Origin of the sequence: Microbacterium sp. BH-3-3-3 (genome assembly GCF_001792815.1) — a bacterium.
Classification (GTDB): Bacteria; Actinomycetota; Actinomycetes; order Actinomycetales; family Microbacteriaceae; genus Microbacterium.
Genome location: NZ_CP017674.1, coordinates 750,987 through 766,015, shown reverse-complemented (window position 1 = coordinate 766,015; position 15,029 = coordinate 750,987). Strand labels below are relative to the sequence as shown.

The following is a 15,029-nucleotide window of genomic DNA, read 5'->3' as shown; positions in this document are numbered from 1 at the left end:
GTGACCGACGAAGAGCAGACCCCGACCACGGTCTCCGACCCGACCCCGGAGGCCACCGGCCTGTCCCGACGCGGCCTGATGGGGCTCGCGATCGGGGCGGGTGCGGCCGGCCTCGCCGTCGGCGCCGGCGGCGGGTTCGCGGGCGGTGCCGCGTACGGTCAGGATCAGGCGCGGCGGGCGATGGATGCCACGGCCCCGGCCTCCGGCATCCATCAGGTCGGCATCACCACACCGGTGCAGGACCACCTGCACTTCGCCTCGTACGACATGATGGCCCGCACCACCCGCGACGATCTCGCCGAGCTGCTGTCGGACTGGACGTACGCGGCCACCCGCATGATGCAGGGGCTCGACGTCAGTGCGACGGGGGCGGTCGGCGGGTCGCCGCAGGCACCGCCCGACGACACGGGCGAGGCGGTGGGGCTCCCGGCGAGCAACCTCACGATCACGGTCGGCTTCGGTCCGACCCTGTTCGACGCGCGCTTCGGCCTCGAGGGGCAGCGTCCGGCGGGGCTCGAGCGGCTGCCGGCGTTCCTCGGTGACGACCTCGACCCGCTGCGGTCCGACGGCGACCTGTGCATCCAGGCCTGCGCCGACGATCCGCAGGTGGCCGTGCACGCGATCCGCAACCTCAGCCGCATCGCCTTCGGGCGGGCGACGATCCGGTGGTCGCAGTTGGGCTTCGGTCGCACGTCCAAGACCACGGCCGCGCAGGCCACCCCGCGGAACCTCTTCGGGTTCAAGGACGGCACGGCCAACGTGCTCGCCGACGACACCGCCGCCCTCGACGACAACGTCTGGGTGTCGGCATCCGAGGGTCCGGCGTGGCTGGTCGGCGGGTCGTACCTCGTGGCGCGGCGCATCGCGATGCTCATCGAGACGTGGGACCGCACCCGCCTCGCCGAGCAGGACCGCGTGATCGGCCGCGACAAGGGGCAGGGAGCGCCGCTCTCGGGTGGCGACGAGTTCACGAAGCCCGACTTCCAGGCGACGGATGCCGCGGGGCAACCGCGCATCGACCCGCGCAGCCACGTGCGCCTGGCGCACCCCGACACGAACGGCGGCATTCAGATCCTGCGCCGCGGGTACAACTTCGTCGACGGGACGACCGATCTCGGGCGGCTGAACGCCGGGCTCTTCTTCCTGTCGTTCCAGAAGGCCCCCGACCGCTACGTCACCCTGCAGCGGTCCCTGTCGACCGATGCGATGAACGAGTACGTCCGTCACGTCGGGTCGGGGCTGTGGGCCGTACCGCCGGCGCCGGCCGCGGGGGAGTCGGTCGGGGCGGGGCTGCTCGGCGCGTGAGGAAGCCGACGCCTGCGTGACGCGCGCGGGGCGCTGAGGGACACCTACCGCGACCCGCGACCCGCCCCCAGCTCCCGGTCGCGGAAGAGCCACGGCATCCGGGGTTCCACCAGGGGGCGGGCGAGTCGGCGCGCGGGGCCGCTCGACAGGCCGACGGCGATCGCCACGCTCGCGACGGCGATGAGGGGGATCCACAGCGCCGCGGGTTCGAGACCCCGCAGGACGCCCGACTGGCGGAACGGGTACAGCACGAACGTGTGCAGCAGGTAGACGTACATCGTGCACCGGCCGAGGTGCGTCCACGACGTCTCGCGGCGCGGGACGAGCAGCAGGAACGCCGTCATCAGCACGAGCGCGAGCGCGATGATCGCGAGCCGTACCCCGCCCGCCCACCAGTGCGGGGCGCCCAGGTCGGCGTACGTGTCGACGAAGAAGAACCACGTGCCCAGGCGCACGTCGCGCCAGACGTCGACGAAGGCGAACGCGATCGCCCCGGCTCCGGCCAGGACGAGGGCGGCGACGATCCGCAGCCACACCGGTCGGGCGTCGAGCAGCCCCCGGCGCGCGACGACGTCCCGCTCGCGCAGCCACCACCCGAGGGTGAAGAACGGCAGCAGGCCGAGGAAGCGCGAGAGCGAGAGGGTCGAGTCGATGCCGGGGAGGTACCCGGCGACGATCGAGATCGCCAGCGCCCACAGCACGGGCGCGCGCAGCAGCGCGAGGTACGGCAGCACGAGTCGGAACAGCGCCAGCGCCAGCAGGAACCACAGCGTCCACGACGGCTGGGCCGGATCGAGGTCGGTCCGGCCGGTCACGAGCAGCTGGGTGATCGTCCAGAGCGTCTCGAAGATCAGGTACGGCGCGATCAGGTCGGTGAACAGTCGCGCCATCCGTCGGCGGGTCGGTTCAGCCGACGACGAGAAGTAGCCCGCGACGAGGGCGAACAGGGGCATGTGGAACGCGTAGACGAGCAGGTACAGCGCCTCGGCGGCATCCGAATCGTAGGTCAGTCGCTGCACGGCGTGACCGAACACGACGAGCACGATCGCGGCGAAGCGGGCGTTGTCCCAGAAGGGCACACGGGTCGGTGTCGTCATCGCCAGCGACGATATCCGCGCCGGGAGCGGCGGTCCACGGGGGTGGATTCCGGATGCCGATGAGGTAACGCGGAATAAAGCTCGGCCTCGCACGTTGGAGCATGTATATTCAGTTGCATACAAATAAGAGGGGCGCTGATTCAGATGAGCACGGTGAACGAGACGAACAACTGGCCCGGAATGCAGTTCGGCGTCATGACGGTGAGCGACATCACCCAGGACCCGACCACCGGTCAGACGCCCAGCGAAGCGCAGCGCATCAAGGACACGCTGACCATCGCGAAGCACACCGAAGAGGTCGGCCTCGACGTCTTCGCCCTCGGCGAGCACCACAACCCGCCGTTCTGGTCGTCGTCGCCCACGACCACGCTGGCGTACATCGCCGCGCAGACCGAGCGCCTCATCCTCACGACCTCGACGACGCTCATCACCACGAACGACCCGGTGAAGATCGCCGAAGACTTCGCCATGCTGCAGCACGTGTCGGGGGGCCGCGCCGACCTCATGCTCGGCCGGGGCAACACCGGACCCGTGTACCCCTGGTTCGGCAAGGACATCCGCCAGGGTCTGCCCCTGACCATCGAGAACTACGACCTGCTGCACAAGCTGTGGCGCGAGGACGTCGTCGACTGGGAGGGGAAGTTCCGCACCCCGCTGCAGGGCTTCACCTCGACCCCGCGTCCCCTCGACGGCGTCGCGCCGTTCGTCTGGCACGGCTCCATCCGCACCCCGGAGATCGCCGAGCAGGCCGCGTACTACGGCAACGGCTTCTTCGCCAACAACATCTTCTGGCCCAAGGAGCACTACCAGCGTCTCATCACGCTGTACCGCGAGCGCTTCGCCCACTACGGCCACGGCACGCCCCAGCAGGCGATCGTCGGGCTCGGCGGACAGGTGTTCATGCGCTCCAACTCGCAGGACGCCGTGCGGGAGTTCCGCCCCTACTTCGACAACGCCCCCGTCTACGGCCACGGCCCGAGCCTCGAGGACTTCAGCGAGATGACCCCGCTGACCGTCGGCTCGCCGCAGCAGATCATCGACCGCTACGCGTCGATGCGCGAGACCTACGGCGACTACCAGCGCCAGCTGTTCCTCATCGACCATGCGGGGCTTCCCACCAAGACGGTGCTCGAGCAGCTCGACATCCTGGGCTCCGAGGTCGTGCCGGTGCTGCGCAAGGAGCTGCAGAAGAACCGCCCCGCCGAGGTGCCCGACGCGCCCACGCACGCCAACATGGTCGAGAAGGCGTACGCCGGTGCCGCTCCGCGCCAGGCCGTTCCCGCCGCGAACCGCGGCGACAACCTCACCGCGGGCAGCCCGTACCAGGATGCCGTGAAGGCCGGCAGCGCCTTCGGTTCCGCCGCGACGCGCGTGGGGGCCTGACGTGGCCGCCCGCCGCATCGCGGTGATCACCGCGGGACTGTCCACGCCGTCGTCGACGCGCATGCTCGGTGACCGCCTCGCCCACGCGGCTCTGGCCGAGCTGCGCGAGCGCGGCATCGACGCCACCAGCGACGTGTTCGAACTGCGCGACTACGCGCACGACCTCACCGACAACCTGCTCACCGGCTTCGCACCCCCGGCGCTGGAGCAGATGATCAACACGGTCGTGTCGGCCGACGGCATCATCGCCGTGACGCCGATCTTCTCGACCAGCTACTCGGGCCTGTTCAAGTCGTTCATCGACGTGCTCGACCCGCAGGCGCTGAACGGCACGCCCGTGCTGATCGGCGCGAACGCGGGGACGGCGCGTCACTCGCTCGCGATCGACTACGCCATCCGGCCGCTGTTCACCTACCTGCACGCCAATCCCGTGCCGACCGGTGTGTTCGCGGCATCCAGCGACTGGGGATCGAACGCCGACGAGGTCGCCCCGCTGGGCTCGCGCGTCGACCGCGGAGCCCGGGAGTTCGCCGACGCGATCGCCGCGCGCGAGCCGGTACGCGACGCCGATCCGTTCGACCCGTCGTCGTACCTCGGCGAGGGCCGCTCGTTCGGCCACCTGCTGGGTGGTCTGTCGGGGGAGTGACCCCGCATGACGCCCCGTCGCCCTCGCGGGCGGCGGGGCGTCGTCGTGTGCCGGGCCGGGCACAACCTCGGTCATGAGCACGACCTCAGCCGGGAGGGGCCCGTTCGGGCTGAGGTTGTGCACATCGCTGAGGTTGTGGCGTCGGAGTGGGCGGCCGCGCGCGCGTTCGAGGAACCGCATCGCTGAGCCCGTGCACCCGGCCCGGAGCGAACCCGCCCTAGGGTGGGGGCGAGCAGAAGGAGCCGCGATGGATGCCGCGCAGTGGGACGAGCGATACCGCGCCTCGGCCGGAGGAGTGTGGGCCACCCAGCCGCCCGCCGCCGTGCGCGAGATCGCGGCGACGCTGCCGCCGGGAACCGCCATCGACGTCGCGACCGGCGACGGGCGCACGGCGCTGTGGCTCGCCGGGCGCGGCTGGAGCTGCACGGGAGTCGACTTCTCGGGCGCCGGTCTCGCGCTCGCCGCGGCGCGGCCCGGGGGTGACGCGGTCACCTGGACACGTGCAGACGTGCACGAGTGGGAGCCCGCGACTCCCGTCGACCTCGTCGTGTCGTGCTACCTGCACCTGCCCGACAGCGCCGCCGCCGTCGCGCGGATCGCGGAGTGGGTCGCACCCGGGGGGTCGCTCGTCGTGATCGGTCACGATGTCGACAACATCGCCGCCGGTGGTCACGGACCGACCGACCCCGCGATCCTGTACACGCCCAAACTGCTGCGCAGCGCCCTCGACGAGAGGTTCCGCATCGAGCGCTGCGAGCGCATCACGCGCACGAGCGCCGATGCCGAGCTGCGGGGCGGGCACGCCTCCGCGGCGATCGACACCCTTCTGCACGCGGTGCGGGTGGGTTGACGCGCCGGGTCGGCGGCCCCGACGTCGCGGGGTCGTCGCTCGCGGAGGCGTCGACGGGCGAGCCGCCGTGCTGCGCGGGGTAGCGAGGCGTCGGCGCGCTCGCCTCACAGCACGATGTCGTCGGCGCTGCGCAGTTCGCGCGCCGCGACCGGGCGCAGCCCCCGCCGCACGAACGTGTCGGCGGCCTGCAGCGGCCCCACGTCGACACCCGCCTCGGCCGCGATGTCGGCGATGGGCACCTGGAACGTGCGGAACGCCCCGAGCGGTGCCACCGTCAGAGCCTGCCGCGTGTCGACGAGCGCGCTCTGATCGAGCACGAAGCCCGCCGCCGCCAGGGCGTCGCCGTCGCGCCAGGCGGCGATCTTCCAGAACCGCAGGGGCACGCGGATGCCGCGATACGGCGGGTCGTCGGCGCCCCGCACCGGGGCGGTGAACACCGCGAGACGCCGGTCGGTCGTCTCGGCGTAGGCGAGCACGTGGTCTTCGAGGCCCAGCCAGAGCTCTTTCGACTGGTTGAAACCCGCAGCCTGGGGAGCGGCGTTCGTGTAGAAGAACGTCGCCTCGGTGGCAGCTCGAGCCTCGGACGCCGAGCCCCAGCCCGGATCGCGCCGCCGCACGAGATGGCCGCGGTCGAGGTCGTTGCGGCTGTAGACCTCGGGTCCCGCCTGCGCGTCGGCGGAGACGCGCGGATCGAGCCGCCACTCGCCCGTGCGCGGCTGCTCGCGCAGCGTCGCCCCGTCGATGACCACCCCGGTGACGGCGGCGAACCGCCGCTCCTCGTCGAGGAGCACCGAGAACCGCGGGTAGTCGAGCCGGGTGACCGGCGCGGTGGGGGAGGGGAGGGGCAGGGGGATGCCGAGGAAGTCCGGGTCGTAGCCGTCGCTCATGCCCCCATGCTGCCCGGGGCCTCCGACATCGCGACAGACGCGCGCGGAGAACATCGTGTGAAGACCCGGCCCGCGTCGGCGTCGCGCCCGGGGTCCGGCATCCGCCGCCGACGATCAGCCCCGCGACGCCACCCTGCGCTTCGCACGACGCGCCAGCACGAGATCGATCCCCACGCCGATCCCCACCGCCACGACGATCGACACGACCACCGCGACGACCGGCCCGCCCGGCACCACCGCGGCCACGATCGCGCCGATCACGGCCTGGTACGCCGCCCAGGCGAGCGCCGCGACCGCCGCCACCCCGAGGTAGCGCGCCGGAGCCACCCGCGCGGCGCCCGCGGCCAGGTTGACCGCGAGGCGCGCGAAGGGCACGAACCGCGCGGTGAACAGCACCACGGCGGCGTTGCGTTCCAGGCGCGCCCGCGCCCAGGCGAGGGCGGCGCGCACGCGGGGGCGGCGCATCCACGCCCAGCGCTCGACGCCGACCGTGCGACCGACCAGGTAGCAGCAGGCGTCGCCGGCGAAGGCCGCGGCTGCGGCGACGAGCACGACCCCGACGAGCGGCGGCGTGCCGTGCGACACCGCCAGTGCCCCGAAGGCGGTGACGGCCGCCTCGCCCGGGATGACGACGAGGAAGGCGTCGGCGAACACGAGGACCGCCATGCCGAGCAGGGCCCACGGGCTCGCGGCGATCGCCTGCAGCCACCCGTCGACACCGTCCATTCCGTCACTCTCCGCCGCCGATCGAGACGCCCCGCCCACGCGGCGGTGACGCCCAGCGGAGCATCGGGTGAACATCGCGAACCTGGCCCCGATCCGGCCCCCACCGGCCCGCCCGAGGTCCCACCCTGGAGGCGTGAGAGTCGCGCTGCTGGCCGAATCCTTCCTTCCCCACATGAACGGGGTCACCGGTTCCGTTCTGCATGTGCTGCGCCATCTGGCCGAAGCGGGGCACGAGACCCTGGTCATCGCTCCGAAGTCGGGCGATGTCACCGCCGATCTGCACGGCGCCCGCACCGAGCTGCTGCGCTCGGTGCCGCTGCCGTCGTACCCCGAGGTGCGCGTGGTGTTCGCCCGGGCGGCCCGCCTCGGGGCCCTCCTGCGTGACTTCGATCCCGACGTGGTGCACCTGGCATCCCCGTTCGTGCTCGGCTGGCAGGGGCTCGCCGCCGCCGACGCGCTGAGGATCCCCTCGGTCGCGGTCTACCAGACCGACGTCGTCGCCTACTCGCAGAAGTACGGCCTGCCCCACGCCACGGCGCTCGTCGCGGGGCACGTCGCCCGCCTGCACCGCCGCGCCACGCTCACCCTCGCGCCGTCGTCGGCGTCGACGCGCCAGCTCGAGGGTCTGGGCGTCGACCGCATCCGCCGCTGGGGTCGGGGAGTGGATGCGGTCCGCTTCGCGCCCGAGCACCGCGACGACGCGTGGCGGGCCGAGGTGGCCCCGAACGGTGAACGCATCGTGGGGTACGTCGGGCGCCTCGCCCCCGAGAAGCAGGTCGACGACCTGCGCGCGCTCGCCGACGTACCCGGCACGCGCCTGGTGATCGTCGGCGACGGCCCCTCGCGGCCCGCGCTCGAGGGGGCGATTCCGGATGCCGTCTTCACCGGGCACCTGTCGGGTGCGGCGTTGGCGCAGGCCATGGCCGGCTTCGACGTGTTCGTGCACCCGGGTGAGAGCGAGACGTTCGGCCAGACCATCCAGGAGGCCCTCGCCAGCGGTGTTCCCGTGGTGGCGACCGGCGTGGGCGGGCCGCTCGACCTGGTGCGCTCCAGCGTCGACGGCTGGCTGTACCGTCCCGGCGACCTCGACGACCTGCGCGCCCGCGTCGCCGATCTCGTCGGCGACGAGTCGAAGCGCCGCGCGTTCGCCCGCGCCGCGCGCGAGGCGGTGCAGGGGCGCACCTGGCAGGCCCTCACCCGCGACCTGGTCGGGCACTACCAGGATGCCGTCGCCCTCCGCGCCGTCGACGACAGCATGCTGCTGCGCGGGGGAACGCGACCGGCCGCCCTGTCGGCATCCCGCACCCGGGGGCGGTGGACGCGCTTCGTCGCGCTCGGCGACTCGTTGACCGAGGGCCTGTGCGACGCGTCGCGCATGCCGGCGGGGCAGTACCGCGGGTGGGCGGATCGTCTGGCCGAGCTGCTGGCGCACACCAGCGACGCGGGCCCTTTCCGCTACGCCAACCTGGCCGTGCGCAGCCGTCGGGTGCGTCACCTGATCGACGAGCAGGTCCCCGCGGCGCTCGCCCTCGAGCCCGACCTCGTGTCGATCCTCATCGGCGCCAACGACCTCGTGGGACCGGCGCCCGTCATCCCGGCCATCGTCGCCGAGGTCGAGTCCGCCGTGCGCGCGATCCGCCGGACGGGCGCCGACGTGCTCCTGGTGACGACCTTCCTGCCCCGACGCGCGGCGGCCCGCATCTTCGCGCGACGCTTCGCGACGTACAACGTCGAACTGCGGCGCATCGCGCAGGAGCAGGGTGCGATCCTGCTCGACCTCGAGGCCGTCGCCGACCTCGGCGAGCTGCCGCACTGGGCCGACGATCTGGTGCACCTGCGTTCGGCCGGGCATCGCCTCGTGGCCTATCGCGCGGCCGAGGCCCTGGGGGTGCCCGACGCGTCGGCGCTGCTCGGACTCGACGAGGCGCTGCACGCCGACGATGACGCCCCGCACGGCGCCTGGCTCACGCGCGACGCCCTGCCGTGGGTGTGGCGCCGCGTCCGCGGACGCACCGCGGGCGACGGCATCCGGGCGAAGCACGCGGGCTACGTCGAGCTGCCCACCCGCGGCGATCGCGAGCGTACCCGCGCCGTCTGACGAGGGCCTTGTCGCGGACGTCGTGGTGGTGTCGTCGAGAGCACACGCCACGGCCCGTGCGTTCGCGAAGGACGGGTGGTCTCGTGAGCTAGCGGGCGGCGGGGCCGCGTCAGTACCAGCCGGTGCGTTCCGAGTGCGCCCATGCGCCGCAGGGGCTGCCGTAGCGGTCGGCGATGTAGCGCAGGCCCCACGAGATCTGCGTCGCCGCGTTCGAGCGCCAGTCGAGACCCGCCGAGGCCATCTTCTCGCCGGGAAGGGCCTGGGGGATGCCGTAGGCGCCGCTCCCGGGGTTCAGCGCGTCGGCCCGCCAGCCCGACTCGCGGTTCCACAGCGACACGAGGCACGAGAACTGGTCGTCGCCCCAGCCGTAGCCGCTGATCGCTCCGCGCGCGTGGGTGCGCGCCTCGCTCGGGCTCATCACCGGGCCGGCGGGGGCCGTCGAGCCGCCGCCCGAGCCGCCGCCGCCGTTTCCGCCACTGCCGCCGTCGGAGTTCCCGCCGCCGCCTGAGTCCCCGCCGCCGCTGCCGGAGCCGCCGCCGTTCCCGCCGCCGGGATTCGACCCGCCCCCGGAGCCGCCGCCGTCGCCGGACCCGCCGCCGGGAGTGGACCCGCCGCCCGAGTCGCCGCCGCCGGAGCCCGAGCCGCCGCCGGACCCACCGCCCTCGCCCCCGGAGCCTGGACCGCCGCCGGTCGACCCGCCGGGCTCGGCGGCGTCGCGTTCGGCCTTCTCGCGCTCGCGCGCCGCGCGCTCCTGCTCGGCGGTCGTGCGCCGCAACTCGGCCAGCTGCGCGTACAGGTCGTTCAGCTGAGCCTGGGCGGCGGCGACGGTCGCCGTCTCGGTCGTGGCCTCGGCGGCGGCGGCCGCCGCCGTCGTCTGCGCCTCGCCCGCCAGGCGTGCGGCCTCGGCGCGGGCCTGCTCCGCCTGGGTGCGCAGAGACGTGGCGACGTCGGCCGCGCTGCGGGCCTGGCCGGCCGTGCGCGCCGCGACGGTGGCCATCCGATCCAGGATGCCCAGACGCGACAGCACGGAGTCGGGATCGGCGCCCGTCAGCAGCTGCGCCACGAGGGGGCCGCTCCCGGTGGTGCGGTAGAGGCGCGAGGCGCTGGCGCCCGCCCGGGTGCGGGTGGACGAGAGGTGCGCGTCGGCGGCGGTGCTCTGCGCCGTCAGCGTCTCGGCGCGGGCGGCGGTGGACTCCGCGAGCAGTCGGGTGCGCTCGGCGGTCGCCGAGGTGTCGAGCGCGCGACGCGACGCCGACGCGGCGGACTGCTCCGCGGCATCCAGCGCCTGCTTCACCTGGGCGACGGCCGCCTCATCGACGGCGGCGGTCACGGCCCTCGTCGCGGAGGCGGGTGAGGCGGCGGCGGCCGACAGAGGGGCCATCGCCGCGCCGAGGAGCACGCACACGAGGAGCGTGTGACTGCTGCGACGGATGATGCCCATGAGGTCACGCTAAAGCACGAAGCCGTGCGGTGACCACCCCGTTCCGCGCGGCGCTGGTAGGGTGAGGACGATGCCGTCTTGGCATCCGCTCAATTACACATGAGCTCACGGAGCAGGCCGGCAGACGCTGGTCCCCTGTGGTGGACTCCCCGTCGTTTGCCGGGTGGTCGTCTACTGGTGGCCAGTCGCCGGGATTTCCGGGCCGACACGTCGGCGCGCCCTTTCTGCCTGTTCCTGCTCCTTCGCATGCAGCTCGTCGCCCACACGGGGCGGCGAGCCTAAACAAAGAAGGAGGGACCTCTTGGAAGGTCCAGAAATCACCGCCGCTGAAGCCGTTCTCGACAACGGCCGTTTCGGCACCCGCACCATCCGCTTCGAGACCGGACGCCTCGCTCAGCAGGCCCAGGGCGCTGTTGCCGCCTACCTCGACGAAGAGACCATGCTCCTGTCGGCCACCAGCGCCGGCAAGCACCCGCGTGAAGGCTTCGACTTCTTCCCGCTGACCGTCGACGTCGAAGAGCGTTCGTACGCCGCCGGCAAGATCCCCGGCTCGTTCTTCCGCCGCGAGGGTCGCCCCTCGACCGAGGCCATTCTCGTCTGCCGCCTCATCGACCGCCCGCTGCGCCCCTCGTTCGTCGAGGGCCTGCGCAACGAGGTCCAGATCGTCGTCACCGTGCTGTCGATCGCACCCGGCGAGTTCTACGACGCCCTCGCGATCAACGCCGCGTCGCTGTCGACCCAGATCTCGGGTCTGCCCTTCTCGGGTCCCATCGCCGGTGTGCGCCTCGCGCTCATCCCCGGCCACGGTGAGAACGCCGACCAGTGGGTCGCGTTCCCGACCGTCACGCAGCTCGAAGAGGCCGTCTTCGACCTCATCGTCGCGGGCCGCGTGCTCGACGACGGCGACGTCGCCATCATGATGGTGGAGGCCGAGGCCACCGAGGGCAGCTGGAACATGATCAAGGGCGGCGCCACCAAGCCCAACGAGCAGGTCGTGGCCGAAGGCCTCGAAGCGGCCAAGCCGTTCCTGCGCCAGCTGGTCGACGCGCAGAACGAGGTCGCCCGCACGGCGGCCAAGGAGATCCAGTCGTTCCCCGTCTTCCCGGCCTACAGCCAGCAGACGTACGACTTCGTCGCCGGTCGCGCCTACGACCGCCTCGTGCCGGTGTACCAGATCGCCGACAAGCAGGAGCGTCAGAACGCCGACGACGAGATCAAGACCTCGGTCAAGGCCGAGCTCGTCGCCGCCGTCGAGTCGGGTGAGCTGCCCGCCGTCGCGACGCTCGAGTTCAGCGCCGCGTACAAGTCGGTCACCAAGACGATCGTCCGCGGTCGCATCCTCGCCGAGGGCGTCCGCATGGACGGCCGTGGTCTGGCCGACATCCGTCCGCTCGACGCCGAGGTGCAGGTCATCCCGCGCGTTCACGGCTCGGCGATCTTCCAGCGCGGCGAGACCCAGATCCTGGGCGTCACCACGCTGAACATGCTCAAGATGGAGCAGCAGATCGACTCGCTGTCGCCCATCACGAGCAAGCGCTACCTGCACCACTACAACTTCCCGCCGTACTCGACCGGTGAGACCGGTCGCGTGGGCAGCCCCAAGCGTCGCGAGATCGGGCACGGCTTCCTGGCCGAGCGCGCGCTCGTGCCCGTGCTGCCCAGCCGCGAGGAGTTCCCGTACGCGATCCGTCAGGTGTCCGAGGCCCTCGGGTCCAACGGCTCCACCTCGATGGGCTCCGTCTGCGCCTCGACCCTGTCGCTGCTGAACGCGGGTGTGCCGCTGCGCGCTCCCGTCGCCGGTATCGCCATGGGCCTGGTCACCGACCAGGTCGACGGACAGACGCGCTACGCCGCCCTGACCGACATCCTCGGCGCCGAAGACGCCCTCGGCGACATGGACTTCAAGGTCGCGGGTACGTCGGAGTTCATCACGGCGATCCAGCTCGACACCAAGCTCGACGGCATCCCGTCGTCGGTGCTCGCCGCTGCCCTCACCCAGGCGAAGGAGGCTCGTCTGACGATCCTCAACGTCCTGAACTCGGCCATCGACGCCCCCGACGAGATGGCGCCCACCGCGCCCCGCGTCATCAGCGTTCAGATCCCGGTCGACAAGATCGGTGAGCTCATCGGACCCAAGGGCAAGACGATCAACTCCATCCAGGACGAGACCGGCGCCCAGATCTCGATCGAAGACGACGGCACCGTGTACATCGGCGCGACCGACGGCCCCTCGGCCGAGGCTGCCCGTGCGCAGGTGAACGCGATCGCCAACCCGACCAACCCCGAGGTCGGCGAGCAGTTCCTGGGCACGGTCGTCAAGATCGCGACCTTCGGTGCGTTCGTCTCGCTCCTGCCCGGCAAGGACGGACTGCTGCACGTCAGCGAGGTCCGCAAGCTCGCCGGTGGCAAGCGCGTCGAGAACGTCGAAGACGTGCTGTCGGTCGGTCGCAAGATCCTCGTGCGCATCACGAAGATCGACGACCGCGGCAAGCTGTCGCTCGAGCCGGTCGTCGACGAGGCCGCTGACGCGACCGAGCCGGCCGACACGCAGAGCTCGGCCGCCGCGAGCGAGGGTCCCGAGGCTCCCGCCGAAGGCTGATCCTCTCGTCTGATCGGATGCCCGTCCCGCTTCTCGCGGGGCGGGCATCCGTCGTGTGACGGGTGTGACGCATGGGGTGATCGGTGCACAAGCGTTACGCAATGTTTATCGCCGGGGCGGGCGAATCGGCGGCCCACCGCGGGCGAAGCTTTAGCCTCGAAGTACGTCGGGGGGCGTGCAGTTACGGGTTCGCCGTACCGTCGCCCGGCATCGAGGGGATTCACCATGAGCGGCCCGGGCGTCGACGAGACGGCCTCGCCACGCCTGCGTCGTGATCGCGCGTCGCACCCCTCTTCTCCGATCACCCTGCAGGGGCCCGGTCTGGGCTCCCACGTGCGGGTTCCGCTCGGTGAGACCGGCTTCGAGGTCTTCCCGCTCTTCCTCGGTGGGGGGGAGTTCGGCTGGAACGTCGACGCCGGCGCCAGCCACGACATCCTCGACGCCTACGCCGAGCTCGGTGGGAACGCGCTGCACACCGCCGACAGCTACGCGGCCGGCCGCAGCGAGTTCATCATCGGTGAGTGGCTGCGCACCCGGCGCATGCGCGACGAGGCCGTGGTCACCGTGCGCATCGGAGGACACCCCGACAACCCCGGGCTCGACTCCGTCAACCTCGTGCGTGCCGTCGAGGCGTCGCTCACGCGCCTGGGCACCGACCGTATCGACGTGCTGTCGCTCGACGCCCCCCGCGGCGACACGGCCCTGCTCGAAGACACGCTCGCCACCAGCGAGTGGCTCGTCGATTCGGGCAAGGTCCGGGCCATCGGTGCGCACGGGTACACCGCCGCGCAGCTCGTCGAGGCCCGCATCCTGTCGTCGGCGGGCTACCCGCGCATCTCGGTGCTCGACGTTCCCTACAACGTGCTGCGCCGGAACGAGTTCGACGGCGACCTGCGACTGATCGCGTCGGCGCAGGGGATGGCCGTGACGCCGTCGCACGCCCTGGCGCACGGTTTCCTCTCCGGCGAGACCCGCACGCGCGACCAGTCGTCGCAGTCGGTGCGGGGGTTCCAACTGGCCGCCAACTTGAACCGCCGGGGGACTCGTGTGCTGCGCGCCCTCGACACCGTCGGCACCGAGCTCGGCATCCCGGATGCCGCGGTGGCCGTCGCCTGGCTGCTCGCGCAGAAGATCGTCACGGCCCCCATCGTCAACGCCTTCGCGCCTCGTCACGTCGTCGAATGCATGCGCGCCGTGGGCGTGCGCCTCAGCCGGGCCCAGCTGGCGGATATCGCACGCGCCGCCGAGTGACCGGCCCGCGCGCGAGAGCGTGACGTAGGCTGGAACACGGGGCCGGGGGACGGCAGATCGACGACGAGGTGAGCTGACGTGACGCACTACATCTATCTGGTGCGCCACGGCGAGCACCAGGATGCCGAGCACGGGCTCACAGACGGCCCCCTGTCTCCGCGTGGTCAGCGTCAGGCGGCCCTGCTCGCCGACCGGCTGTCGGGGCTTCCGCTCGACGCGGTGTGGCACTCCCCGCTCGAGCGTGCGGCGCAGACGGCGCGAGCCGTCGCCGAGCGTCTGCCGTCGGTGGCTCCGGAGTCGTCGGCCCTGCTGTTCGACTGCGTGCCCACGGGGATGACGCCCGAAACGCCCGCGGCCTACGAGTCGTTCTTCGGGTCGGTCTCCGAGGCCGAGATCGAGGCCGGCCGCGCGCAGATGGCCGACGCCACCGCCGAGTTCCTCGCCCGCAAGACGGGGGAGGTGCACGAGCTCGTCATCACCCACAACTTCGTCATCTCGTGGTTCGTCCGCGAGGTGCTGCAGGCCCCCGACTGGCGTTGGATGACGATCAATCAGGCTTACTGCGGCTTGACCGTCATCGCGCAGAAGAAGGGCCGGCCCTGGACGCTGCTCTCGCACAACGACCTGGCGCACCTGCCGGTCGAGCTGCGCACGGGGCTGATGGACCCGCTCCCGGTCTGACGGACCGCGCACCGTACATCTGTGGACAGCGCGTCGAACGTGTGCGCGCCGCCTAGGCTGGACGC

Annotated in this window: 12 protein-coding genes; 8 read left to right on the top strand and 4 right to left on the bottom strand. The window is 72.1% G+C overall.

Annotated features, from left to right (window positions below):
- Nucleotides 1-1,305, top strand: coding sequence for an iron uptake transporter deferrochelatase/peroxidase subunit (gene efeB / locus BJP65_RS03635; RefSeq protein WP_070408238.1), 1,305 nt, complete (start codon nt 1-3; stop codon nt 1,303-1,305).
- A gap of 44 nt (nt 1,306-1,349) precedes the next feature.
- On the opposite strand, the gene BJP65_RS03630 is transcribed toward efeB, so the two are convergent.
- Entirely contained in the window at nt 1,350-2,402 is a 1,053-nt protein-coding gene (locus tag BJP65_RS03630) for an acyltransferase family protein (protein ID WP_070408237.1), read from the bottom strand.
- 180 nt (nt 2,403-2,582) lie between these two features.
- On the opposite strand from BJP65_RS03630, the gene BJP65_RS03625 reads away from it, so the two are divergent.
- The 3 genes from BJP65_RS03625 (at nt 2,583) to BJP65_RS03615 (ending at nt 5,281) form a co-directional block, all read left to right on the top strand.
- Nucleotides 2,583-3,785 carry an LLM class flavin-dependent oxidoreductase gene (locus tag BJP65_RS03625; protein WP_156784934.1) on the top strand — a complete coding sequence of 401 codons (1,203 nt, stop codon included), beginning with the start codon at nt 2,583-2,585 and terminating at the stop codon, nt 3,783-3,785.
- A 1-nt stretch (nt 3,786) separates the two neighbouring features.
- On the top strand, nt 3,787-4,431 hold the full coding sequence (locus tag BJP65_RS03620; RefSeq protein ID WP_055835059.1) for an FMN reductase: 645 nt from the start codon (nt 3,787-3,789) through the stop codon (nt 4,429-4,431).
- Between the two features lie 247 nt (nt 4,432-4,678).
- Nucleotides 4,679-5,281 carry a bifunctional 2-polyprenyl-6-hydroxyphenol methylase/3-demethylubiquinol 3-O-methyltransferase UbiG gene (locus BJP65_RS03615; RefSeq protein WP_070408236.1) on the top strand — a complete coding sequence of 201 codons (603 nt, stop codon included), beginning with the start codon at nt 4,679-4,681 and terminating at the stop codon, nt 5,279-5,281.
- A gap of 104 nt (nt 5,282-5,385) precedes the next feature.
- On the opposite strand, the gene BJP65_RS03610 is transcribed toward BJP65_RS03615, so the two are convergent.
- Both BJP65_RS03610 and BJP65_RS03605 read right to left on the bottom strand, forming a co-directional pair.
- A complete protein-coding gene (locus tag BJP65_RS03610; protein ID WP_070408235.1) occupies nt 5,386-6,168 on the bottom strand; it encodes a DNA/RNA non-specific endonuclease in 783 nt (260 codons plus the stop codon).
- 114 nt (nt 6,169-6,282) lie between these two features.
- Nucleotides 6,283-6,894, bottom strand: a complete 612-nt coding sequence (locus BJP65_RS03605; RefSeq protein ID WP_070408234.1) for a VTT domain-containing protein — start codon at nt 6,892-6,894, stop codon at nt 6,283-6,285.
- Nucleotides 6,895-7,027: 133 nt separating this feature from the next.
- Here BJP65_RS03605 and BJP65_RS03600 point away from each other — a divergent pair, with 133 nt between their 5' ends.
- Complete coding sequence (locus BJP65_RS03600) at nt 7,028-8,992, top strand: GDSL-type esterase/lipase family protein (protein ID WP_070408233.1); 1,965 nt, start codon at nt 7,028-7,030, stop codon at nt 8,990-8,992.
- 109 nt (nt 8,993-9,101) lie between these two features.
- Here the strand turns inward: BJP65_RS03600 and BJP65_RS16930 are convergent, their stop codons facing one another.
- A complete protein-coding gene (locus BJP65_RS16930) occupies nt 9,102-10,433 on the bottom strand; it encodes a lytic transglycosylase domain-containing protein (RefSeq protein WP_070408232.1) in 1,332 nt (443 codons plus the stop codon).
- Between the two features lie 301 nt (nt 10,434-10,734).
- Between BJP65_RS16930 and BJP65_RS03590 the strand changes: the two genes are divergently transcribed.
- From BJP65_RS03590 to BJP65_RS03580, 3 genes are all read left to right on the top strand, one after another.
- Complete coding sequence (locus BJP65_RS03590; protein WP_055937040.1) at nt 10,735-13,032, top strand: polyribonucleotide nucleotidyltransferase; 2,298 nt, start codon at nt 10,735-10,737, stop codon at nt 13,030-13,032.
- Nucleotides 13,033-13,257: 225 nt separating this feature from the next.
- On the top strand, nt 13,258-14,283 hold the full coding sequence (locus BJP65_RS03585; protein WP_070408231.1) for an aldo/keto reductase: 1,026 nt from the start codon (nt 13,258-13,260) through the stop codon (nt 14,281-14,283).
- A gap of 78 nt (nt 14,284-14,361) precedes the next feature.
- Nucleotides 14,362-14,964: a histidine phosphatase family protein gene (locus tag BJP65_RS03580; protein WP_070408230.1), complete on the top strand. Its 603-nt coding sequence runs from the start codon at nt 14,362-14,364 to the stop codon at nt 14,962-14,964.
- Nucleotides 14,965-15,029: the final 65 nt, after the last annotated feature.